General features: G+C 66.6%; 21 protein-coding genes and 1 tRNA gene. 14 read left to right on the top strand and 8 right to left on the bottom strand.

Annotated features, from left to right (window positions below):
- Positions 1-105: 105 nt before the first annotated feature.
- Positions 106-1,449, bottom strand: a complete 1,344-nt coding sequence (tig, locus tag ACO05L_RS08995; RefSeq protein ID WP_421728842.1) for a trigger factor — start codon at positions 1,447-1,449, stop codon at positions 106-108.
- 235 nt (positions 1,450-1,684) lie between these two features.
- On the opposite strand from tig, the gene ACO05L_RS08990 reads away from it, so the two are divergent.
- The gene (locus tag ACO05L_RS08990) at positions 1,685-2,386 is read left to right on the top strand and encodes an MBL fold metallo-hydrolase (RefSeq protein ID WP_421728841.1); all 702 of its coding nucleotides are present in this window, start codon (positions 1,685-1,687) and stop codon (positions 2,384-2,386) included.
- Positions 2,387-2,396: 10 nt separating this feature from the next.
- On the opposite strand, the gene ACO05L_RS08985 is transcribed toward ACO05L_RS08990, so the two are convergent.
- Positions 2,397-2,705 carry a DUF883 family protein gene (locus ACO05L_RS08985; RefSeq protein ID WP_421728840.1) on the bottom strand — a complete coding sequence of 103 codons (309 nt, stop codon included), beginning with the start codon at positions 2,703-2,705 and terminating at the stop codon, positions 2,397-2,399.
- A gap of 142 nt (positions 2,706-2,847) precedes the next feature.
- On the opposite strand from ACO05L_RS08985, the gene ACO05L_RS08980 reads away from it, so the two are divergent.
- Together ACO05L_RS08980 and ACO05L_RS08975 are read left to right on the top strand one after the other, a co-directional pair.
- Positions 2,848-3,021: a hypothetical protein gene (locus tag ACO05L_RS08980; protein WP_421728839.1), complete on the top strand. Its 174-nt coding sequence runs from the start codon at positions 2,848-2,850 to the stop codon at positions 3,019-3,021.
- Between the two features lie 100 nt (positions 3,022-3,121).
- Positions 3,122-3,349 (top strand): general stress protein, encoded by a 228-nt coding sequence (locus tag ACO05L_RS08975; protein WP_421728838.1) that lies wholly within the window; start codon positions 3,122-3,124, stop codon positions 3,347-3,349.
- A 107-nt stretch (positions 3,350-3,456) separates the two neighbouring features.
- On the opposite strand, the gene egtB is transcribed toward ACO05L_RS08975, so the two are convergent.
- The 4 genes from egtB to ACO05L_RS08955 all read right to left on the bottom strand — a co-directional run bounded on the left by egtB (position 3,457) and on the right by ACO05L_RS08955 (position 7,938).
- A complete protein-coding gene (gene egtB, locus ACO05L_RS08970) occupies positions 3,457-5,625 on the bottom strand; it encodes an ergothioneine biosynthesis protein EgtB (RefSeq protein ID WP_421728837.1) in 2,169 nt (722 codons plus the stop codon).
- Positions 5,626-5,717: 92 nt separating this feature from the next.
- Entirely contained in the window at positions 5,718-6,932 is a 1,215-nt protein-coding gene (locus ACO05L_RS08965; protein WP_421728836.1) for an acyl-CoA dehydrogenase family protein, read from the bottom strand.
- A 78-nt stretch (positions 6,933-7,010) separates the two neighbouring features.
- Entirely contained in the window at positions 7,011-7,316 is a 306-nt protein-coding gene (locus ACO05L_RS08960; RefSeq protein WP_421728835.1) for an SCP2 sterol-binding domain-containing protein, read from the bottom strand.
- Between the two features lie 61 nt (positions 7,317-7,377).
- Positions 7,378-7,938 (bottom strand): DUF1453 domain-containing protein, encoded by a 561-nt coding sequence (locus ACO05L_RS08955; protein WP_421728834.1) that lies wholly within the window; start codon positions 7,936-7,938, stop codon positions 7,378-7,380.
- A 128-nt stretch (positions 7,939-8,066) separates the two neighbouring features.
- On the opposite strand from ACO05L_RS08955, the gene ACO05L_RS08950 reads away from it, so the two are divergent.
- From ACO05L_RS08950 to ACO05L_RS08930, 5 genes are all read left to right on the top strand, one after another.
- Positions 8,067-8,158: transfer RNA gene (locus ACO05L_RS08950), tRNA-Ser, on the top strand.
- A gap of 143 nt (positions 8,159-8,301) precedes the next feature.
- The gene (locus ACO05L_RS08945; RefSeq protein ID WP_421728833.1) at positions 8,302-9,888 is read left to right on the top strand and encodes an exopolysaccharide biosynthesis polyprenyl glycosylphosphotransferase; all 1,587 of its coding nucleotides are present in this window, start codon (positions 8,302-8,304) and stop codon (positions 9,886-9,888) included.
- A gap of 28 nt (positions 9,889-9,916) precedes the next feature.
- A complete protein-coding gene (locus tag ACO05L_RS08940) occupies positions 9,917-11,380 on the top strand; it encodes a lipopolysaccharide biosynthesis protein (protein ID WP_421728832.1) in 1,464 nt (487 codons plus the stop codon).
- Complete coding sequence (locus ACO05L_RS08935) at positions 11,377-12,309, top strand: glycosyltransferase family 2 protein (protein ID WP_421728831.1); 933 nt, start codon at positions 11,377-11,379, stop codon at positions 12,307-12,309. The genes ACO05L_RS08940 and ACO05L_RS08935 overlap by 4 nt, the downstream gene beginning before the upstream one ends.
- 1 nt (position 12,310) lies before the next feature.
- Complete coding sequence (locus tag ACO05L_RS08930; protein WP_421728830.1) at positions 12,311-13,246, top strand: glycosyltransferase family 2 protein; 936 nt, start codon at positions 12,311-12,313, stop codon at positions 13,244-13,246.
- A 4-nt stretch (positions 13,247-13,250) separates the two neighbouring features.
- Here the strand turns inward: ACO05L_RS08930 and cysS are convergent, their stop codons facing one another.
- Positions 13,251-14,660 carry a cysteine--tRNA ligase gene (gene cysS / locus ACO05L_RS08925; RefSeq protein WP_421728829.1) on the bottom strand — a complete coding sequence of 470 codons (1,410 nt, stop codon included), beginning with the start codon at positions 14,658-14,660 and terminating at the stop codon, positions 13,251-13,253.
- Between the two features lie 130 nt (positions 14,661-14,790).
- Between cysS and folE the strand changes: the two genes are divergently transcribed.
- The 6 genes from folE (at position 14,791) to ACO05L_RS08895 (ending at position 20,180) form a co-directional block, all read left to right on the top strand.
- On the top strand, positions 14,791-15,408 hold the full coding sequence (folE, locus tag ACO05L_RS08920) for a GTP cyclohydrolase I FolE (RefSeq protein ID WP_421728828.1): 618 nt from the start codon (positions 14,791-14,793) through the stop codon (positions 15,406-15,408).
- 74 nt (positions 15,409-15,482) lie between these two features.
- Positions 15,483-16,847: a DNA repair protein RadA gene (radA, locus tag ACO05L_RS08915; protein ID WP_421728827.1), complete on the top strand. Its 1,365-nt coding sequence runs from the start codon at positions 15,483-15,485 to the stop codon at positions 16,845-16,847.
- Between the two features lie 33 nt (positions 16,848-16,880).
- Positions 16,881-17,477: a CvpA family protein gene (locus ACO05L_RS08910; protein ID WP_421728826.1), complete on the top strand. Its 597-nt coding sequence runs from the start codon at positions 16,881-16,883 to the stop codon at positions 17,475-17,477.
- A gap of 48 nt (positions 17,478-17,525) precedes the next feature.
- Positions 17,526-19,031, top strand: a complete 1,506-nt coding sequence (gene purF / locus ACO05L_RS08905; RefSeq protein ID WP_421728825.1) for an amidophosphoribosyltransferase — start codon at positions 17,526-17,528, stop codon at positions 19,029-19,031.
- A 6-nt stretch (positions 19,032-19,037) separates the two neighbouring features.
- Positions 19,038-19,388, top strand: coding sequence for a VOC family protein (locus ACO05L_RS08900; RefSeq protein ID WP_421728824.1), 351 nt, complete (start codon positions 19,038-19,040; stop codon positions 19,386-19,388).
- Between the two features lie 36 nt (positions 19,389-19,424).
- Positions 19,425-20,180, top strand: a complete 756-nt coding sequence (locus tag ACO05L_RS08895) for an SDR family NAD(P)-dependent oxidoreductase (protein ID WP_421728823.1) — start codon at positions 19,425-19,427, stop codon at positions 20,178-20,180.
- A gap of 12 nt (positions 20,181-20,192) precedes the next feature.
- On the opposite strand, the gene ACO05L_RS08890 is transcribed toward ACO05L_RS08895, so the two are convergent.
- A complete protein-coding gene (locus tag ACO05L_RS08890) occupies positions 20,193-20,666 on the bottom strand; it encodes a lysozyme inhibitor LprI family protein (protein WP_421728822.1) in 474 nt (157 codons plus the stop codon).

The following is a 20,666-nucleotide window of genomic DNA, read 5'->3' as shown; positions in this document are numbered from 1 at the left end:
ACGCCCGGTTGCAAGGCGGCGAGCGGTCGGTACGCGCACGGCGCATGAAAAAGCCCCCGACGCCGGGGCGTCGAGGGCTGGATCAATCCGGTGTCGGAGAAGGGTTCAGCCCTCCTCTTCTTCCTTCAGCAGTTCTTCCTTGGTGATGGCCGTTTCCTTGACCTCAGCCTGGTTGAAGATCAGGTCGACGACCTTTTCCTCATAGATGGGCGCGCGCATCTGGGCGGCGGCGTTGGGGTTCTGGCGATAGAAGTCCAGCACCATACGCTCCTGGCCCGGATAGTTGCGGGCTTCGGCCATGATGGCGTTGTTCAGTTCCTGGTCGGTGACGCCGACATTGTTGGCGCGGCCGATCTCGGCGAGCACCAGACCCAGGCGCACGCGGCGCTCGGCGATCTTGCGGTACTCTTCCTTGAGCTTCTTGTCGGTCTTCTTGGCGTCTTCCTCAGGCAGCTTGCCGGCGGCCTTGTCGGCCTCGACCTGTTGCCAGATGCCGTCGAACTCGGCCTCCACCATCTTGGGCGGCAGGTCGAAGCTGTGGGCGGTGTCCAGCTGGTCCAGCAGGGCGCGCTTCTGCTTGAAGCGGGCGGCGCCGGCGTATTGCTGGTTCAGGTTGTCGCGCAGCAGCTCTTTGAGCTTGTCCAGCGATTCCAGACCGATGCGCTTGGCGAAGTCCTCGTCGACCTTGGATTCGGTCTCGGCCTTGATGGCCTTCACCTTGATGTCGAAGGTGGCCAGTTTGCCGGCCAGATTGGCGGCCTGATAGTCCTCGGGGAAGGTGACCTCGATGGTCTTCTCTTCGCCGACCTTGGCGCCCTTCAGCTGCTCTTCGAAGCCGGGAATGAAGCGGCCTGCGCCGATCACCAGGTCCGAATCCTCGGCCGCGCCGCCTTCGAAGGGCTCGCCGTCCAGCTTGCCCAGGAAGTCGATGGTCAGTTGGTCGCCATCGGCGGCCTTTACGGTCTTGCCCTTCTTGTCCTCGTAGGACTTGGCCTGCGAGGCCAGTTCCTTGAGGGCTTCGTCCAGGTCCTCGTCCGAGGCGGTGTAGGTCGGGCGGTCCAGCTTCAGGGTCTTGGGGTCGACCGGAGTGAAGTCGGGCATGACTTCCAGCGACATTTCGTAGGCCAGGTCTTCCTCGCCCTTGATGACCTTGTCCATGTCGGAGGTCAGCTTGACCTCGGCCGGGGCGGCGGGACGGACCTTGATCTCGTCCAGGGCCTTCTGGCTCGACTCGTTCAGCTCGGCGTTGATGATCTCGCCCATGAAGTCGCGACCGAAGGTCTTCTTCACATAGGCGGTCGGCACCTTGCCGGGACGGAAGCCCTTGAGCTTCATCTGCGGCGCGACTTCGCGCACCTTGGCGTCCAGCCTGGCGTTCAGCTCAGTGGCGGGAATCGTCACCGTGATGACGCGGCTGAGGCCTTCGGTGGTTTTTTCGACGACTTGCATGGTCGGGATCTGACGCTCTGTGGCGCGGTGCGGCCTGACGGCGTCGCGCGCGGGATGGAAAAGCAGAAAGGGCCGCCCCATTCAGGAAGCGGCGCCTCGAAGCCCGCCCTTATGTCGAGATGGACCTCAAAGGTCAACGCGAGCGGCGCGGCGGAATGCAAGTCACGCCATGTTTGGCGATCATTGTGCCGAGGACGATGTTTCGCCACAGCGCGATCATGGCTATCTGTGGCGCATGAGCCAACCCTCCCCTGCCATCGGCGTCTTCGTCACACCCGTCACCCCGCTGCAGCAGAACTGCACCACCGTGTGGTGCACCCGGACGTTGAAGGCCGCTGTGATCGACCCCGGCGGATCCGTCGACGCCGTCATCGCAGAGGTCGCGCGGCGCGGCCTGACCCTGGATCAGATATGGATCACCCACGGGCACCTGGATCATGCGGGCGGCGCCGCCGAGATGCAGGAAAAATCCGGAGTCCACATTATCGGCCCCCATCCTGAGGACCAGTTCTGGATCGACGGTATCCCTCAGCAGGGTCAGATGTACGGCCTGCCCGAAGCCCGGAGTTTCACCCCCGACCGCTGGCTGGCCGACGGGGACACGGTGTCATTGGGTGAGACGACGTGGGAGGTCTATCATACCCCAGGTCATACGCCGGGCCATGTCATCTTCTTCAACCGCGACGCCGGGTTCGCCCAAGTCGGCGACGTGCTGTTCCAAGGTTCTGTCGGACGCACAGACTTTCCGCGCAGCGATCCGGAGGCCCTGATCCAGTCCATCATAACCAAGCTCTGGCCGCTGGGTGACGATGTGACCTTCGTGCCGGGTCACGGGCCGGTGTCCACCTTCGGCGCCGAACGCCGCAGCAACCCGTTCGTGTCGGACCGGGCGCTGCAGGGCGAAAGACTGCAGCGCCCGGCCAGCGGACCCGCGTGAGGGTCGCGACCTAGCGACGCAGCAACATACCGATCAGGACGCCCAGACCGACCGCATAGGCCGTCGTCTTGAGAGGCTCGTCCTGGATCACGTCGCGTGTGCGGGCAACGCGGCCGCGAGCCCATTGGCGACCATTGTCGATGTCTTCGCGAACGGCTCGACGCAAGGAGCTCACGGGCTCGTAGCTGCGGTCCTCAGCCTGAGCCAGCAGTTCGTCGGCACGGCGGTCCAGCGAGGCCGTGCGCTCATCGGCGTCATCGACGACCTCATCAAGGGTCGGACTATAGGAGGGTGCGCCGGCGTAGGGATCGGTCATCATATCATCCTGGAATGAGGGGCTTGCGCGGATCAACCATCGACCGCACGCCCGGTTCCAGAGCCCGTTTCCGTCACGCTCACGCAGGCGTCGCCTGAACAGCTTCGAGCCTCAGACGTTGGGTCTTCGAAACAGGAGACGCGCCATGACCCATGTTGACCCCCAACCCATCCCCGAGTCGCCCCCTGAGCAACCGGCCGAGGTGGAGACCCCCGCCCCGCCGCTCGAGATCGACCCTGGCGCTACGCCGGACGAACTGCCGCCGCTCGATCCGGGCGCCGTGGAAATGGGGGATTCGATGCGCTCGATGAACGGTTGAGACAAAAACGCGCCGTGGTTGACCGTTGAAATTTCGGAACCTTGACCGGCGGCCGGGGTTCTCAATCCAAGTCACCACACGATCAGGAAGGAACAACCGAATGGCCGAAGGTCAGCCCGCCCGCCCCTCGGGAGTCTCCAAGCGGGGCTTTGCTTCGATGGACCCGGAACGTCAGCGCGAAATCGCCCGCAAGGGCGGCGCCAGCGTGCCAAGCGAGAAGCGCAGCTTCTCCCAAGATCGCGGCTTGGCGGCACAGGCCGGTCGCAAGGGCGGCGAAGCCTCCCATGGTTCGCGCCGCCCCGGAGAGCCTGAAGGCCCCGAAGAATAGTCTCGGTCCCGACAGGGATTTTCGATCAAAGTTCAAAGGGCGAGCCAGAACGGCTCGCCCTTTTGTTTTGCATCGGCGCCTGTTGGACCGGCGCGCTGAAACTGCGGTCAGTGGGGGTTGTGGAGCAAGGCCAAGGCTACTGATGGCTTGTCGCTGACCTCGAACAGAGACACCTCCCAACCGGCCGCCTCGGCCAGTTCCCGAACGGATGTCTCGGTATATTTGCGCGAACTTTCGGTGTGGATAGTCTCGCCGTCAGCAAACCGAATTCTGTGGTCCGCCACGGTGACCACCTGATCCCGCGTCGATCTCAAATGCATTTCCATCCGACTCTCGGCCCCGTTCCAGACCGCGACGTGCTGGAAGGCTGAGAGATCGAAATCGGCGCCCAGTTCAGCTTTGGCGCGGGCCAAAACATTCTTGTTGAATGCGGCCGTCACCCCTTGGGCATCATCATAGGCCGCGATCAGCAGGGCGGGTTCCTTGATCAGGTCCACGCCCAGGATGAACAGCGCGTTTGGCCCCAGCCGCTCCCGCGCCGACTTCAGAAGGCCAACCGCCGTCTCACGTTCCAGATTCCCGATCGTCGAGCCGGGGAAGAAGCCGACCCGGCGTCCCCGGCCCAGTTCAGGCAGGGCTGGCAGGTCAAGAAAATCGCCGGCCATCGGCGCGACCTCAAGGCTGGGATAGGCCGCCTCGATCCGGGCCGCCGCCTCGGCCAGGGCGTCGGGGCTGATGTCGATGGGGACGTAGGCCGAAAGACTGGGAACCTCATCCAGCAGGATGCGGGTCTTCTCGCTGGCGCCCGAGCCAAATTCGACCAGCACGGCGTCCGGGCCGAAATCCTCGGTCAGCCGAGGCGCCAAGCGTCGCAGCAGGGCCTTCTCCTGGCGAGTCGGATAATATTCCGGCAGCCGCGTGATGTCCTCGAACAGCCGCGAACCCTCGGCGTCGTAGAACCATTTTGGCGACAGGGATTTCTGAGGCCGCGACAGCCCTTCGATCAGCTCGGCGCGGAAGGCGGCCGTGTCGCCAGCTTTATCGCCGTCGTCGTCGCGCGCTCGGTCTGCAGCGACATCGGATGCCAGTCTGACGCCCATGAAGGCCCACCTCTGATGCGGATAGAAGAAGTTGCGATAGGTGGCGCGCGAGTGGCCGGGCGGCGTCGCGAACGACGAGCCGCGCAGCACCATCTGGTTGGCCATGAACTTGCCGTTGTACTCCGACGCCGTGCCCTCGGTCGGCCGAAAGCCGGGATAGGGCGCATAGGCGCTGGACGTATGTTGCCAGACCTCGCCGAACAGATTGGTCAGGTCGCCGCCGCCGCTGACGGCCGCATGCTCCCACTCGGCCTCGGTCGGCAGTCGCTTCCCGGCCCAGGCGGCAAAGGCCGCCGCCTCATAGAAGGATACGTGGCGCACCGGCGCTCCGGGATCGACGGGGGCGAGGCCTGTCAGGGTCATTAACGACCAGCCCGCATCGCCCGAACGCCAGTAGAGGGGCGCGGCCCAACCTTCGGCCTTTACCCGCGCCCAACCGTCGGAGAGCCAGAGATCGGCGCGCTGGTACCCGCCATCGTCGATGAACCGGACCCAGTCGCCGTTGGTGACCAGGTCGTTGTCCAGATCGAAGGGGCGCAGGAAGACTTGGTGGTCGGGGCCTTCGTTGTCGAAGGCGAAGCCGGCGCCGCCATGACCGATGCTGACCAGTCCGCCCTCGAACCGCGTCGTGCCGCCCTTGGGCGGCTGCATCGGCGTATCACGCGGCTCGACCGCATAGGCGGCCGGGCTCAGCGGAGAGCGCGACATCAGGTGCAGCAGGTCCATCAGGAAGAGCTCCTGATGTTGTTGATCGTGATGCAGTCCCAGCTGGAACAGATACCGCGTCGGGCCATCCATCGGACGCGTCAGCCGGTCCGCCATGCGCCGGTCGATCTCGGCGCGATAGGCCAGCACATCGGCCAGCGACGGCCGCGTCATCAGCCCGCGCTCAGCCCTGTCGATCCGCTCGCCCAGGGCCTCATAGTAGGAGTTGAACAGCCGCTGGAACCGCTCGTCGACCGAAACATAGCCGGGCTCGGCGGCCAGGATCAGGGTCTCGAAGAACCAGCTGGTATGCGCCAGATGCCATTTGCCGGGACTGGCGTCGCTCATCGACTGAGCGGCCAGGTCCTCGGGCGAGAAACCCGCGGCCAGGGCCACCATGCGGGCCCTGACCTCGCGGTATCGCGTCAGGTCGGCGTTCTGGACCGACGAAATACCGGCGGGTGCGTTCATTGGCGATCACCCTCCTCGGCGGTCCTGCGGCCAGAGAACCGCCGGGGAAAGATATGGTTCAGCCGCCCGGGCGCAACAGGGCGATTTTTCGCCTATCGGACCGGCCGCCCGCCGTGTTTTGCGTATTCCAGCCGGGCGATGGTGCGATTGTGCACCTCGTCAGGACCATCGGCCAGACGCAGGGTCCGCACCCCGGCATAGAGTTCGGCCAGGGGCGTGTCGCCCGAAACGCCCGCGCCGCCGAAGGCCTGGATCGCGTCGTCGATGACCTGAAGCGCCATGCGAGGCGCCGCCACCTTGATCTGGGCGATCTCGGACTTGGCGTTCTTGGCCCCGGCCTGATCGATCATCCAGGCGGCCTTCAGCACCATCAGCCGGCACATCTCGATATTGGTGCGGGCGTCGCCGACCCGCTGTTCCCAGACCGAATGCTCGGCCAGGGTCTTGCGGAAGGCGGTGCGGTTCAGCAGTCGCTGGCACATCAGCTCCAACGCCTTTTCCGCCGCGCCGATGGTGCGCATGCAGTGGTGGATACGGCCCGGCCCCAGACGGCCCTGGGCGATCTCGAAGCCCCGGCCCTCGCCCGCGATCAGGTTCTCGACCGGCACGCGTACGTTCTCCAGAACGACTTCGGCATGGCCGATGGGCCGCTCGTCATAGCCGAACACCGACAGCATGCGTTCGACGCGGAATCCGGGCGTGTTCGTCGGCACCAGGACCTGGGACTGCTGCTGGTGGGTCGCCGCCCCCGTGTCCGTCTTGCCCATGACGATGGCGATGGCGACGTTGGGATGGGCCATGTTGGTCGACCACCATTTGCGGCCGTTGATGACGTATTCGTCGCCCTCGCGCACGATGGAGGTCTGGATATTGGTGGCGTCAGACGAGGCCACGGCCGGCTCGGTCATCAGGAAGGCCGAGCGGATCTCGCCCGCCATCAGCGGCGTCAGCCAGCGCGCCTGCTGGGCCGCGTTCCCGTACATATGGAGCACTTCCATATTGCCGGTGTCGGGCGCGTTGCAGTTGAACACCTCGGCGCACCACAGGCCGGCGCGACCCATGGCCTCCGCCAGCGGGGCGTATTCCAGATTGGTCAGCCCGGCGCCATGCTCGCCCGGCAGGAACATGTTCCACAGACCGGCCTCGCGCGCCTCGGCCTTCATGGTCTCCATGATGGGCGGCTGGACGGTCGGGGCGGCATGGACCTGAGCCCAGTATTCCGTGGCGCGCGGCAGAACCTTGTCGTCCAGGAAGCGATTGAGACGATCCTGCCAATGCCGGGCATGGTCGCTGTGTTGGAAATCCATGGGTGTCCTCCTGAGACGAAAACGGCGCGGCCCTCGTTGGAGCCGCGCCGCGCAATCGGTGTCGCTATCGCGCCGACATCAGCGCTTCAGCAGCGGCGCCAGCTTCTGGGCGATCATCATGTCGCCGGCGATCTTCAGCTTGCCCTGCATGAAGGCCATCATCGGATCCAGCTTGCCGTCCGACAGGGCCATGAAGTCGTCCCAGCCGATCGAGACGGTGGCGTCGGCGGGCTTGTCTTCGTTGGTGACCGAGTTGGGCACGGAAGCGCCGTCGATGAAGATCTTGCCGGTGTCGCCCAGATCGATCTTCACGGTCTTGCCCAGACCGGAGTTATCGCCGACGGCGCCGCGGATATGTTCGGTGACTTGAGCCAGATCGGCCATGGAGCGTCTCCCTAAGACGGTGAAGCGCCAGACCTAGCCCCCCTCACCGTCCCTGCCAAGATCACGTCGGGGAAGCTCCGCTGCTTCCATTCGTCGCCACAACATGACCGTCGGGATCGCCCGCGAGAATTCGCCGCCCCCGAATCCACATCTCCACCCGCTGCATAACGACCAGTCCCAGGGCGAACACCAAAAACGCGTCCTGGATCGCCAGGGCGTTCAAATGCCAATCTGCGGCGTGTGTCTCCAGCCAGGGACGCAGAGCGCTGCGGCTGACCAGAAGAACCACGACCAGAATCAATCCGAGCGGCGATGCCTGGGCCCTCAGCGTGCCGTCAGCAGCTTTCTGGATCGTCACCGTCTTGCCGCGCCACCAACCCGCGGCGCAGCCCAGCACGAGCCCCGCCCCCAGGATGGCCCAGGCGCCGAAACCAAAGGGCGCGTCCGAAACGCCCGGAGCCTGGGCCATGCCCCACAGGCCGAATACGATCAGACTGGTGATCAACAAGGGCGCGACCCACATCCATTTGACGTTCAGGGTGCGCGGACGCCGGTTCCTGAGCAGGATGATGACCAGGGCCACGCCGATCCCGACAAGGGGTCCATACTGTTGTGGCGTCATGGTGCGATTGCCCCGCGGTCGATCGTGTCGTTGAGGGGCCACCCTAGACCCCTGCTGACGCTTATTGAAAGACAGTGTTGATCGGTGATTGCGTCGCGCCCCGCACTTCGCTATCGACAGCGCCTGCCGGAGACGTGGCCGAGTGGCTGAAGGCAACGGTTTGCTAAATCGTCATACCCTGTAAGGGGTATCGAGGGTTCGAATCCCTCCGTCTCCGCCAGAACCCCCTGCCTTCTTCAGCCCCGATGCGGGTCGATATCGGCGTCGGCCGAGCAGCCTCCGGGTCGGGAAACGCCGGTCGTTAACGAGACGTCCACGGGCAGCGTGCAGGATGCAGATTGCGCATTCCTGTCCCGGACACCCATGTCGATTACCCACGATCTTCGCCTGTCTTCTGGACCGGACACGCCCTTGGCGCCATCTCCGGCGCCTGCCGCCCCGAAGATCCTCGCGGCCGAGGTGATCGAACCCAGCGCCGCCGCGATAGAGGACGCCTCGGCCACGGCGCGGCGCGGACCGTTCCGTCCCGATGTCTGGCTGAACGCCCGCCAGCGCCGGTCGGCTCGTCTGGTCGTCCACTATTTCCGCGCCGCCGACGTGGCGGCCGTGATTCTGACGAGCCTCGCGTGCGGCTGGTTCACCGCCCGGGACGCATCGGTGTCGGCCATGCCCCTCTATCAGGTCCTGCCCTTCGTGGCGGGAGCCATGGCTGTGCTGGGACTGACGCGGTCACTGGGCCTCTATCGATTCTCGCGCGACGAACCTGCTGGGCGCCATCTGGCCAAACTGGGTGGGATCGCATTGGTGTCAGGGCTGATCGCTCTGGCTTTGGGAGGATTGCTCGGCGGAAGCCAGGTCGAGACCGAGGCCCTGGCGGTGTGGGCCGGACTGGTCCTTGTCGTGCTGTCGGGGCTGCACCTCGCGTGGAGCGGCGTGGTGGCGCGCTGGCGGGCCAACGGCGCCCTGACGCCGAATATCGTCGTCGTCGGCGCGACGAAGAACGCCGAACGCCTGATTCGAGATGCCCTGGCCCGCCGCGACCTGAATGTACTCGGCGTGTTCGACGACCGTTTGGCTCGTTCGCCCGACAGTATCGATGGCGTGCCTGTGCTGGGCGACGCCGCCGCCCTTCTGACCCACAAGATGACCCCCTATATCGACCGCATCGTCGTCGCCATCGACCCCAGGGCCGAGGCGCGGGTGCGCGAACTGACTTCGCGACTACAGACCTTGCCCAATGAGGTGACCTTGCTGGTCGATCCCCACGGTCAGGCGGAACGTGTCGCCGCGCTCGACAAGCTGGCCCGCGCGCCCCTGGCGTCTCTGGACGGCATGGACGACGACCGCCGCGCCTTCAACAAGCGAGTTCAGGACATCGTTGTCGCCTGTATCGCGACGGTGCTGCTGGCCCCCGTCATGGCCGTCTGCGCTCTCGCGATCCGCCTGGACAGCCCCGGCCCCATCTTCTTCCGCCAGCGTCGTCACGGCTTCAATCAGGAAGAAATCGTCGTTTGGAAGTTCCGCTCGATGCGAACCGAAGCCGCCGACGCGACAGCCTCGCGCCAGGTCACGGCGGATGACGACCGGGTGACACGCGTCGGCAGGATTCTGCGATCCACGAGCCTGGACGAACTGCCCCAGTTGCTGAACGTCCTGACCGGCGAGATGTCGCTGGTCGGCCCCAGGCCCCACGCCATCGGCATGAAGACCGGCCACGTCGAATCCGCTCTGCTGGTCGCCGACTACGCCCATCGCCACCGCATCAAGCCGGGCATGACCGGTTGGGCTGCGGTCCAGGGGTCGCGTGGACCGCTTCATACCGCTCAGGACGTGCGCCGCCGGGTGCAGCTGGATATCGACTATGTCGAGCGTCATTCGCTGTGGCTGGACCTGTGGATCATGGCCGTGACGGTGCCGGTGCTGCTGGGCGATCGACAGGCCATCCGATGAGCGCGCCCTTCCTGAGCGGCGCCGCCTGATGTTCTGGCGCGGTGTCTGGGGCTATCTGCCCGCCAATATCGTCCAGGGAGTGGTGGGTTTTCTCGCCATCTTCATCTTCACACGCCTGCTGACGCCCGAAGATTTCGGCCGTTACGCCCTGGCCTTCTCCATCGTCACCCTTTGTCACGTGGCTCTGTTCAGCTGGCTTGAGGCGGCTATGGCCCGTTTCTGGGCCGCCGAGACGCCGGGGCCAGGCATGGCCTCTCATTTCGCCAGCCTATACGGCACGGCGTTCAAGATCATCGCCGTCTTCCTGCCCCTGGCCGCTCTGGTGCTGTGGTTCCTGCCGCTGGATCCACTGTTCAAGATCGCCATCGCAGTCGGCCTGGCCGGCAGCCCTGCCCGTTGCCTCGCCAAGCTGACGCAGGAGCGGTATCGCGCCGCCGGCGAGGTGTCGCGTTCGGCCGGGCTGGACATGGCCATGACCAGCGGCGGTCTGATCATCGGCGTGGCCTTCGCCTTCGTCGGAGCCGGGGGCGCCGCGCCCCTTCTGGGTCTGGGGCTGGCTCCTCTGGCTGCCCTGCCCTTCATCCTTCCTGGAGAGCTGAAACAGGCCCGGACGGGCGTAGTCGAGCGGGCCCGACTGAAATCCTATGCGGGATATGGCTATCCGATCGCAGCATCCCTGACGCTAGGCGTCGTGCTGTCCTCGACCGACCGCTTCCTGCTGGCCGCCTTCATGGACGAGGCGGCGGTGGGCGCCTATCACGCAGGCTACAGCATCGCCAACCGGACGCTGGACGTCCTGTTCCTGTGGCTGGGTACGGCCGGTCAGCCGGCCCTTGTCATGGCTCTGGAGCGTGGCGGACTGACGCGGCTGAAGGAGGCCGCCCGCGAACAGGCCTCGACCTTCCTGCTGATCGGCCTGCCAGCGGCGGCGGGCGTGGCCCTGGTCGCCCGGCCCCTGGGCGAGGTGATGATCGGCGAGGATCTGCGCGTCGCGGCCTCTATGGTGACGCCCTGGATCGCACTGTCGGCCCTGCTCTACGGCCTGACCGCCTATTACTTTGGCCAGGCCTTCACCCTGGGCCGCAAAACAAAGCTGCTGCTGCTGGCCATGACGATTCCAGCGGCGTCCAACGTGATCCTGAACCTGATCCTGATTCCCCGGTTTGGCCTGATCGGCGCCGCATGGTCGACGGCGGCCAGCTTCGCCATCGGGCTGCTGGCGACGCGAGCCATGGGACGCCGAGTGGTGGCGCTGCCGGTGCCGCTGGATCCACTGATACGGTGTCTGATCGCCACAGGGCTCATGGCCCTGGTCGTCAGCGCCCTGCCCAGCCACGGCGGCCTGATCGAACTGATCCAGGACGCCAGTGTCGGCGCCGCCGTCTATGCAGCAGCCGTGCTGACCATGAACGCGGCCGGGGTCCGCGACATCACCATCCGGGTCATCGGCCAGATTCGCACTCGGCTGCGCGATCGACAGGCGACAGCATGAAGGCGACCCTGACCGACAACCCATCCTGGGCCGCAGCGGCGCCAACGATCTCGGTGCTGATGCCCTTTCTGCGCGACGACCCGCGCGAACTGCTGGTCCGGCTCGACGATGAGGCGAGTGGGCTGAACGGCGCCGTCGAGATCGTGCTGATGGATGACGGCACCGGCGACGCCGCCCTGACCCAGGGCCTGATCGCCACGGTCCAGGCCATGGCCCTGCCCGTCCGTCTCATCACCCTGAGCACCAACGAAGGCCGATCCAAGGGTCGCAACAGACTGGCCGAGGCTGCCCGTGGAGCCAATCTGCTGTTCCTCGACAGCGACATGCGTCCCGACCGCCCGGACTTCCTCGCGACCTGGGCGGCTTTGGTAGAGGCCGACAAGCCCGCCGTAGCGTTCGGCGGCTTCTCGCTGGATCAGGCGCCGACGGATAGCCGCTTCGCTGTGCACCGGTCGATGGCGCTGAAGTCCGAATGCGTTCCCTGCGCCGAGCGGTCGCTGACGCCTGAGAAATACGTCTACACCTCCAACCTCTTGGTCCGTCGCGACGTGTTCGAGACCGAGGCCTTCGATCCCGCCTTCAGCGGCTGGGGCTGGGAGGATGTGGAATGGGCCATGCGGGTCTCGCGCCGGTTCCAAGTGATCCACATCGACAATCCGGCGACGCACATGGGTCTCGACACGACGTCGGCGCTTGCCAGCAAATACGAACAGTCAGCCGCCAACTTCGGCCGCGTCGTCGCCAAGCATCCCGACATCATCGCCGACTATCCCAGCTTCAAGGCGGCGCGCACGCTGAAGCGCGTGCCGGCCATCGGTCTGTGGCGACCGCTGGTGAAACAGGCGGCGCTGGCGGGCTTCCTGCCGACCCCGACGCGAGCCTTTGCGTTGCGGGTCTATCGCGCCGCCCTCTATGCCGACGCGGTCTGAGATGAGAGACGTCGCCATCATCGTGCCGACGATGCGCAGGCCCGAAAGCCTGGCGCGGGCGCTTGGGTCCCTGTTCGCCCAGACCGGCGTCGAGAACCGTCTGGCGGCCATCGTCGTGGTCGACAACGACCCCCAGGCTACCGCCGAGCCCGTCATTGCGGCGTTGCGCGCGGCCTCGCCCGCGCCCCTGATCCTGGTGCATGAGCCGCGCCCCGGCGTGGCGACGGCGCGCAATACCGGCTTGGCGGCGACCGACGCGCCCCTGATCGCCTTTCTGGACGATGACGAGGCGGCGGACGCGAACTGGCTGTCGGCTCTGCTGGCCGGACTGGACCACACCGGCGCCGACGTCGTCTTCGGCCCGATCCGAGGACAGGTGCCTGAGGGTACAGGCTGGACACGCGGCTATCTCGAGCGGTTCTTCGGGCGTCAGGGTCCGTCCGAGACCGGGCTGCTAGACCACGCCTATGGCTGCGGCAATTCGCTGATGAAGCGGGCGACGGCCCTGCCCGGCCCTGCGCCCTTCGATGCGGCGTCGGACCAGAGCGGCGGCGAGGACGACGTGCTGTTTTCAGCCTTGGCCGCGCGCGGCGGCCGGTTTGGCTGGGCGGCGGACGCCTGGGTGGACGAGTTCGCCCCGTCGCATCGGGCGACCATGAAATACGCCCTCGCCCGCGCCTTCGCCTATGGCCAAGGGCCCAGCCAGACGGCGGCGCGCGACCGACGTTGGGGCGGCGTCGCGCGCTGGATGCTGATCGGCGCGGCTCAGACCGCTGTCTGGGGCGCGGCGTCACTCGGCCTGACCCTGATCTTCAGCCCCCGCCGGGCCGAGACCCTGGACCGCACCGCGCGCGGCATCGGCAAGGTGCTGTGGATGCGCGGGCTGGAGCCGCATTTCTACGGCGCACGCGAGCTGGCACGGCTGTCGAAAGCCTGAAACCTTAGTCCTTCAGCCGCCAGGTGCCGCCCGACGGGCTGTCCATGACGATGACGTTCAGCTCGGTCAGGCGGTCGCGAATGCGGTCTGCGGCGGGCCAGTCCTTGGCCGCGCGAGCGGTGACGCGTTCGGCCAGCAGGGCTTCGACCTCGGTTTTCAGCCCGTCGTCAGCGCCGCCTTCGAACCACTGGTCCGGCGTCGATTGCAAGACGCCCAGGATCGCGCCCGAGGCCATCAGCTCGGCCTTGGCCACGCCCACGGCCTTCAGATCGCCCGCCGTCATGGCGCGCTCGATCTCGCTGGACAGGGCGAACAGCTTGGACATGGCGCCGGGCGTGTTCAGGTCGTCGCAGATGGCTTCGAGGAACTCGGGCGACGGCATATCCCCCAGGGCCTCGACATCCGCCGCGCGACGCAGGGCGCCGTACAGCCGGTCCAGGTTCTTGCGCGACTGGTCCAGCAGCGACTGGTTCCAGTCCAGCGGCTGGCGATAGTGGGCGCTCAGCAGGGCCCAGCGCACGACCTCGCCCGGCATGGACTGCACCAGATCGTGCAGCAGCAGGACGTTGCCGACCGACTTGGACATCTTCTCGGCGTCCACGGTCAGGAAGCCGTTGTGCATCCAGTAGCGGCTGTATTCCGCCGGAGCCTTGTCCGAGTGGGCGTGACCGTGGGCGCAGACGCCTTGGGCGATCTCGTTCTCGTGGTGAGGGAAGACCAGGTCGATGCCGCCGCCATGGATGTCGATCGGCAAACCCAGGGTCTGCTCGATCATGGCCGAGCATTCGATATGCCAGCCGGGACGCCCCTCGCCCCAGGGCGACGGCCAGGACGGCTCGTCAGCCTTGGACGGCTTCCACAGCACGAAGTCGTGCGGGTTCTTCTTGTAGGGCGCGACCTCGACGCGGGCGCCGGCGATCATGTCGTCCAGGTTGCGACCCGACAGCGCGCCATAGGCCGGATAGCTGGACACGTCGAACAGCACATGGCCCTCGGCTGCATAGGCGCAGCCGGCGTCCACGATCTCGCCGATCTGCTTGACGATGGCGTCCATATGGTCGGTGACGTGGGGCGCGATGTCGGGCGGCGAGACGTTCAGCGCCGTCATGTCGGCCAGATAGGCCGCCTCGTAGCGGGCCGTGACCTCGCCGATGGCGACGCCTTCGCGGGCGGCCTTCTGATTGATCTTGTCGTCCACGTCGGTGACGTTGCGGGCGTAGATCACGCTGTCGGCGCCGTATTCCCGACGCAGCAGACGCACCAGCACATCGAACACGACCGGCGGCCGCGCATTGCCGATATGCGCGTAGTCATAGACCGTCGGACCGCAGACATAGAGGCTCACCCGGTTCGGATCGCGCGGTGTGAAAACCCGTTTTTCGCGGTGCAGGGTGTCGTAAAGTGTCAGCGGCATGGGGGAGAAGGCTTCAGTTTTCTTGCGAGACGCTGTGTGCGTCCCATATAGCGGCCTGATATACAGTCCCGACAGATTGTAGAAGTTAAACCGAAGGGGCCTCCCCCGCCCCCGGCTGGAATCAAAGTTCATGAGCGTCACCCCCGCAAAGCCCGTCCTGGTTTCAGGCAACGACCGTATTGCCCGTCCCAGCCGCGAGCAGGCGCTGGAGGCCGTGCGCACCCTGATCGCCTGGGCCGGCGACGATCCCGCGCGCGCGGGTCTGATTGACACGCCCAAGCGGGTGGTGGACGCCTATTCGGAATGGTTCGACGGCTATGACGCGGACGCCGCCAAGGAGCTGAGCCGCACCTTTGAGGACGTTCAGGGCTATGACGACATGGTCATCCTGCGCGACATCGAGGTCGAGAGCCATTGCGAGCACCACATGGCGCCCTTCCTGGGCAAGGCCTATGTCGCCTATCTGCCCGGTGCAAAGGTGGTCGGCATCTCCAAACTGGCCCGCGTGGTCGAGATCTTCGCCCGCCGCCTGCAGAACCAGGAAACCCTGACCAACGACATCGTCGATGCGATCCAGCAGCATCTGGAGCCCCTGGGCGTCGCCGTTATGATCGACGCCGAGCATCAGTGCATGACGACGCGCGGCGTGCATCATCGCCACGTCTCGACCATCACCACCCGCTTCACCGGCGCCTTCAAGACGGACCAGGCCCTGGCCGACCGTTTCCTGAAGCTGGCCAAGGCCTAACACCGGCGTCAGTTTCGGTCGCAGGGCGTTCGACGCCCCTGCCCCATGCCGCGCGGTTCCTGTAAGCCGTCTGCATGGCCAAAGACGGTGCGATCTATGTTTGTCAGTCCTGCGGGGCGGTTCACGGCAAGTGGGCCGGGCAATGCTCGGGCTGCGGCGAGTGGAACACCATTGTCGAGGAAAGCCGCTCGGCCCCGCCCGGCGCGCTGAAGCCGGTTGCGACCAGCCGCTCGCGCGGCCTGAACTTCGAATCCCTTGAATCCGACACGCCCGAACCGGCGCGAATCATCACCGGCGTGACCGAGTTCGACCGGGTCTGCGGCGGCGGCGTGGTGCCGGGCTCGGCCATCCTGCTGTCGGGCGATCCCGGCGTCGGCAAATCGACCCTGCTGCTGGATGTCGCCGGTCGGGCGGCGCTGAAGGGCGTCCGCGTCGCCTATATCTCGGGCGAGGAGGCCATCGAACAGATCCGCGCCCGCGCCAAGCGGATGGGGCTGGAAAAGGCGCCGGTGGCTTTGGCGTCTGCGACGGCCCTGCGCGAAATCATCGCCACCCTGAAGCGCGAAAAGTTCGACATTGTCATCGTCGATTCGATCCAGACCCTGTGGTCCGACGCCCATGAGGCCGGTCCCGGCTCGGTGACCCAGGTCCGCGCCTGCGCCAGCGAGATGGTGCGCCTGGCCAAGTCGGGCGGTCCCGCCGTGGTCCTGGTCGGTCACGTAACCAAGGACGGCCAGGTCGCCGGCCCCCGCGTGGTCGAGCATATGGTCGATGCGGTCCTGAGCTTCGAAGGCGAGCGCGGCTATCCTTTCCGCATCCTGCGCGCCGGCAAGAACCGCTTCGGCGCCACCGACGAGATCGGCGTGTTCGAGATGGGGGATTCGGGCCTGCGCGAGGTCAGCAATCCCTCGGCCCTGTTCCTGGGCGAAGGCAAGGACCGGGCGCCGGGCGCCGCCGTCTTCGCCGGCATCGAGGGCTCTCGCCCTGTGCTGGTCGAGGTCCAGGCCCTGGTCGCGCCGTCCGCCTACGGCACACCGCGCCGGGCGGTGATCGGCTGGGACACCGGCCGCCTGGCCATGGTCATGGCGGTGCTGGAGGCGCGCTGCGGCGTCGGTTTCGGCCAGCAGGACGTCTATCTGAACGTCGCCGGTGGCCTGCGCATCAACGAACCCGCGGCGGACCTGGCGGCGGCGGCGGCGCTGATTTCGTCGGTGACCGACACCCCCCTGCCCCAAGGCTGCATCGTCTTCGGCGAGATCAGCCTATCGGGCGAGGTCCGCAGCGTGGGACGAGCCGAGGCGCGGCTGCGCGAGGCCCAGAAGCTGGGCTTCGATCAGGCCCTGTGTCCGCCGCTGACGGTCAAGGGGAACGGCGTCGGCGTCACCTCCGTTAGTCGATTGACGGAAGTCGTCGAAAGAATCTCGCAGAACAGGTATTGATGCCAGCGTGACCGTGCGCCCTGAGGATCATCCGTGACCGGCTTCGACGCTTTCGCCATCCTGGTCATCCTCGCCTCGGCTGCGGCCGGCTGGGTGCGCGGGGCTACGCGCGAACTGATCACCCTGCTCAGCTTCGTGCTGGCGGCCTTCATCGCCCTGGTGACCCTGCCCCTGACCTCGCGGCTGGGCCGGGCCCTGATCGACCCGGACTGGGCGGGCTCGATCTTCGCCGCCGTCCTGACCTTCCTGCTGATCTATTTCGGCATCCGCATCTTCGGCTCGATCCTGTCCAAGCGTGCCCAGGCCCATCCACGGCTTGGCGGCGTGGATCGGCTGTTCGGCATCTTCATCGGCGCGGGCCGTTCCCTGGTGCTGCTGGGAGCTATCCATCTGGTGATCGTCGCCGCCATGCCGGGCGAGAAGACGCCCCGCTGGCTCAGCGAAGCGGCCCTGCGTCCCGTCAGCGCTGGGGCGGCGCGCGCCATCCAGATCATCCTGCCCGGCATAGGCCGAGGCGCGGACGCCATCTCGCCCGTCGTCGATTCCTCCGTCCGCAGAGGCTTTTCCGACGACGCAGCCTTGCCGAGGCCGCAAACAGGGCCTACCTCGCCGCCTACAGCCTCCCCCTGAAGTTTTCGCCTGTCATCGGAATCCGCGATGCGCAGCTTGGACGATCATATGACCCACGTCATTTCCGCCCCCGTCGTTCACCGGGAGCATCACCGAGACGCGGACGACGATCGGCCGCGCCTTGAATGCGGCGTGTGCGGCGTCTGGGGCGCGCCCGACGACGAAGCCTCCTCAATCGTCGCCCTGGGCCTGCACGCCCTGCAGCACCGCGGCCAGGAGGCGTGCGGCATCGCCAGCGTCAAATCGGCCCGTTTCCACACCGAGCGCCACATGGGCCACGTCGGCGAGGCCTTCGGCGGCACCGACCTGCCGACGCGGATGCCGGGACCGGCGGCCGTGGGCCACACCCGCTATTCCACCGCCGGCGGATCCTTCCTGCGCAACATCCAGCCGATGTTCGCCGACCTGGACCAGGGCGGCATCGCCATCGCCCACAACGGCAACCTGACCAACTTCCACTATCTGCGGAACCAGTTGGTCGGCGAGGGCTCGATCTTCCAGTCCACCTCGGACTCCGAGGTCATCCTTCACCTGATCGCTCGGTCGCGTAAGGCCAAGATCGTGGACCGCTTCATCGACGCCCTGGCGCGGATCGAGGGCGGTTACGCCCTGGTCGCCCAGACCCGTACCAAGATGATCGGCGCGCGCGATCCGCTGGGCATTCGCCCGCTGGTGCTGGGCAAGATCGGCGACGCCTGGGTCTTCGCCTCCGAGACCTGCGCCCTGGACACCATGGGCGCCACCTTCGTGCGCGACGTCGAACACGGCGAGGTCGTGGTGATCGAGCGTGAGGGCCTGCGGTCGCTCAAGCCCTTCCCGGCCCGGGCCGCGCGCCCCTGCCTGTTCGAATATGTCTATTTCGCCCGCCCCGACAGCGTGGTGAACGGCCGCTCGGTCTATGGCGTGCGCAAGCGCATGGGCCAGGGCTTGGCCCGCGAGTTCCCGATCGAGGCCGACGTCGTCGTGCCCGTGCCCGATTCGGGCGTGCCGGCGGCGCTGGGCTATGCCCAGGAAAGCGGCATTCCCTACGAGATGGGCATCATCCGCAGCCACTATCTGGGCCGCACCTTCATCCAGCCCAGCCAGGCCACGCGCCAGAAGGGGGTCGCCATGAAGCACAGCCCCAACCGCGCCGTGCTGGAGGGCAAGCGCGTCGTCCTGATCGACGATTCCATCGTGCGCGGCACCACCTCGGTGAAACTGGTCCGCGCCGTGCGCGCGGCAGGTGCGACCGAGGTCCACCTGCGTTCGGCCAGCCCGCCCATCCTGTGGCCCGACTTCTATGGCATCGACATGCCCGAGCGCGACCAGCTGATCGCCGCCAACAAGACCTTGGAAGAGATGCGCCAGTATCTGGAGGTCGATTCGCTCGGCTTCCTGTCTGTCGACGGCCTCTACAAGGCGATGGGCGAGACGGGCCGCAATGAGCGCGAGCCCCAGTTCACCGACCACTATTTCACCGGCGACTATCCGACCCGCCTCGTCGATCGCGAGATCGAGGAAAGCGGGCGCGAGACCTCGGGGCGGCAACTTTCTCTGCTGGTCAGCGCTTAAGCTTGCATGACGCAGGTTCAGCTCGGCTATTTCACCGTCGACACGCCGGATATCGGTAAGGCCAAGGCCTTTTACGGCGGTCTGTTCGGCTGGGCGTTCGACGAGGACGCGTCGAAATCGACCTATGCCCACGTCGCCGACAGCAACCCGCCCTTCGGCTTCACCAAGGTGGAGCGCGCCAAGGATTTCGCCCACCTGTATTTCCGCGTCGAGGATATCGAGGCGGCCTGTGCGCGGGTGCGCGAACTGGGCGGCAAGGCGGCCCTGCCGTCCCAGAGTGCGACAGGCCTTTCGGTCGCCGTCTGCGACGACCAGGGCGTCAGCTTTAGCCTGTGGCAGGCCGCCGAAGGCTTCTGACTTCCGCCTGCGCGACAGGCGCGCTATCAGCCCGCCATGACTTCTCCCCTCCCCCTCGAAAATCGCATCGCCCTCGTCGTCGGGGCCTCGCGCGGCATTGGCTATGAGAGCGCCCTGGCCCTGGCCAAGGCCGGCGCCCACGTCATCGCCACCGCCCGGACCCAGGGTGGGCTGGAGGAACTGGACGACGCCATTTATGCCGCTACCGGCAAGCACGCGACCCTGGTGCCGTTCGATCTGGTCGACGGCGGCGGGATCGACCGCCTGGGCGGGGCCATCTTCGAGCGCTTCGGCCGGCTGGACATCTGGGTGCACACGGCGGCGACACTGGGGGCCGCGGGCCTGACGCCGGTCGCCCATGCCGAACCGCGCGGTTTCGCCAAGATCGAAAAGACCAATTTGACCGCGGTGTTCCGCCTGATCCGCTCGCTGGAGCCGCTGCTGCGCGCCTCGGACGCCGGGCGGATGATCCACCTGACCTCCAGCATCGCCAGCGCGCCGCGCGCCTTCTGGGGCGCCTATGCCGCGACCAAGGCGGGGGCCGAGGCCCTGGTGAAGTGCTGGGCTGACGAGATCGAATCGACCCCGGTCCGCGCCTGCATCGTCGATCCCGGCCGGATGCGCACGGCCATGCGCGGTCAGGCCTATCCGGGCGAAGACCCCGAGACCCTGCCCCATCCGTCCGTGATCGGTCCGCTGATCGTCGAACTGGCGCGTCCCGACCGGACCCCGCCCCTGACGGTCAGTTTCAAGGAATGGTCAGCCGGCGCGCCGGTCACCGCTCTGATCTAAGGGCGCGGCGGTTCAGCCCTGCGGCGCGTCCTCGTCCGCAGGCGCGGCCATAACGCTGGGGATCGGCAAGGGCTCAGGCAAGATGGGCTCGCTGTCATCCATGGGCTGCAGATAGCTCCGCCACAGATGACGGGTACGCTCCTGCGTCAGGTCCAGCTTGCAGCCCAGCGCCATCAGGACGCGGATCGTGCCTGACTGCCAGTAGGTGTAGACAGCGCCGCAATCCGCCTCGACGTAGGCCTGCCAGGCCGCCTGCGCCGCCACCAGTTCGGCGCGGATCGCAGCCGCCGCTTCCGGGGCCTCGGCGTCCTGCCCGACCGTCAGAAGCACGCGGTCGAAATAGGTCTGCATTCGCTGTTCGGCGGCCTGAAGATCCGCCGCCGCGCAGGTGTTCATGTCCAGCGTGGTCAGGGCCTGGGCGCAGTCGATCGCCGCCTCGCTCGGGTCCTGAACCAGCAGTGACAGGGCGAGAGCAGCGATCAGCAT

Source organism: Brevundimonas sp., assembly GCF_965227765.1.
Taxonomy (GTDB): domain Bacteria; phylum Pseudomonadota; class Alphaproteobacteria; order Caulobacterales; family Caulobacteraceae; genus Brevundimonas.
Note: the sequence above shows the minus strand (reverse complement) of the source record. Positions and strands in the feature narration are given on the sequence as shown.

Excerpts from the sequence above, each read along its gene's own strand:
- ACO05L_RS08985 (WP_421728840.1), bottom strand. The coding sequence starts at position 2,705 with ATGATGACCGATCCCTACGCCGGCGCACCCTCCTATAGTCCGACCCTT.
- ACO05L_RS08955 (WP_421728834.1), bottom strand. The coding sequence starts at position 7,938 with ATGACGCCACAACAGTATGGACCCCTTGTCGGGATCGGCGTGGCCCTG.
- ACO05L_RS08965 (WP_421728836.1), bottom strand. The coding sequence starts at position 6,932 with ATGGATTTCCAACACAGCGACCATGCCCGGCATTGGCAGGATCGTCTC.
- ACO05L_RS08895 (WP_421728823.1), top strand. The coding sequence starts at position 19,425 with ATGACTTCTCCCCTCCCCCTCGAAAATCGCATCGCCCTCGTCGTCGGG.
- ACO05L_RS08975 (WP_421728838.1), top strand. The coding sequence starts at position 3,122 with ATGGCCGAAGGTCAGCCCGCCCGCCCCTCGGGAGTCTCCAAGCGGGGC.
- egtB (WP_421728837.1), bottom strand. The coding sequence starts at position 5,625 with ATGAACGCACCCGCCGGTATTTCGTCGGTCCAGAACGCCGACCTGACG.
- ACO05L_RS08990 (WP_421728841.1), top strand. The coding sequence starts at position 1,685 with ATGAGCCAACCCTCCCCTGCCATCGGCGTCTTCGTCACACCCGTCACC.
- radA (WP_421728827.1), top strand. The coding sequence starts at position 15,483 with ATGGCCAAAGACGGTGCGATCTATGTTTGTCAGTCCTGCGGGGCGGTT.
- ACO05L_RS08935 (WP_421728831.1), top strand. The coding sequence starts at position 11,377 with ATGAAGGCGACCCTGACCGACAACCCATCCTGGGCCGCAGCGGCGCCA.
- purF (WP_421728825.1), top strand. The coding sequence starts at position 17,526 with ATGACCCACGTCATTTCCGCCCCCGTCGTTCACCGGGAGCATCACCGA.
- ACO05L_RS08940 (WP_421728832.1), top strand. The coding sequence starts at position 9,917 with ATGTTCTGGCGCGGTGTCTGGGGCTATCTGCCCGCCAATATCGTCCAG.
- ACO05L_RS08900 (WP_421728824.1), top strand. The coding sequence starts at position 19,038 with ATGACGCAGGTTCAGCTCGGCTATTTCACCGTCGACACGCCGGATATC.
- ACO05L_RS08930 (WP_421728830.1), top strand. The coding sequence starts at position 12,311 with ATGAGAGACGTCGCCATCATCGTGCCGACGATGCGCAGGCCCGAAAGC.
- tig (WP_421728842.1), bottom strand. The coding sequence starts at position 1,449 with ATGCAAGTCGTCGAAAAAACCACCGAAGGCCTCAGCCGCGTCATCACG.
- cysS (WP_421728829.1), bottom strand. The coding sequence starts at position 14,660 with ATGCCGCTGACACTTTACGACACCCTGCACCGCGAAAAACGGGTTTTC.
- ACO05L_RS08980 (WP_421728839.1), top strand. The coding sequence starts at position 2,848 with ATGACCCATGTTGACCCCCAACCCATCCCCGAGTCGCCCCCTGAGCAA.
- ACO05L_RS08890 (WP_421728822.1), bottom strand. The coding sequence starts at position 20,666 with ATGCTGATCGCTGCTCTCGCCCTGTCACTGCTGGTTCAGGACCCGAGC.
- ACO05L_RS08960 (WP_421728835.1), bottom strand. The coding sequence starts at position 7,316 with ATGGCCGATCTGGCTCAAGTCACCGAACATATCCGCGGCGCCGTCGGC.
- ACO05L_RS08945 (WP_421728833.1), top strand. The coding sequence starts at position 8,302 with ATGTCGATTACCCACGATCTTCGCCTGTCTTCTGGACCGGACACGCCC.
- folE (WP_421728828.1), top strand. The coding sequence starts at position 14,791 with ATGAGCGTCACCCCCGCAAAGCCCGTCCTGGTTTCAGGCAACGACCGT.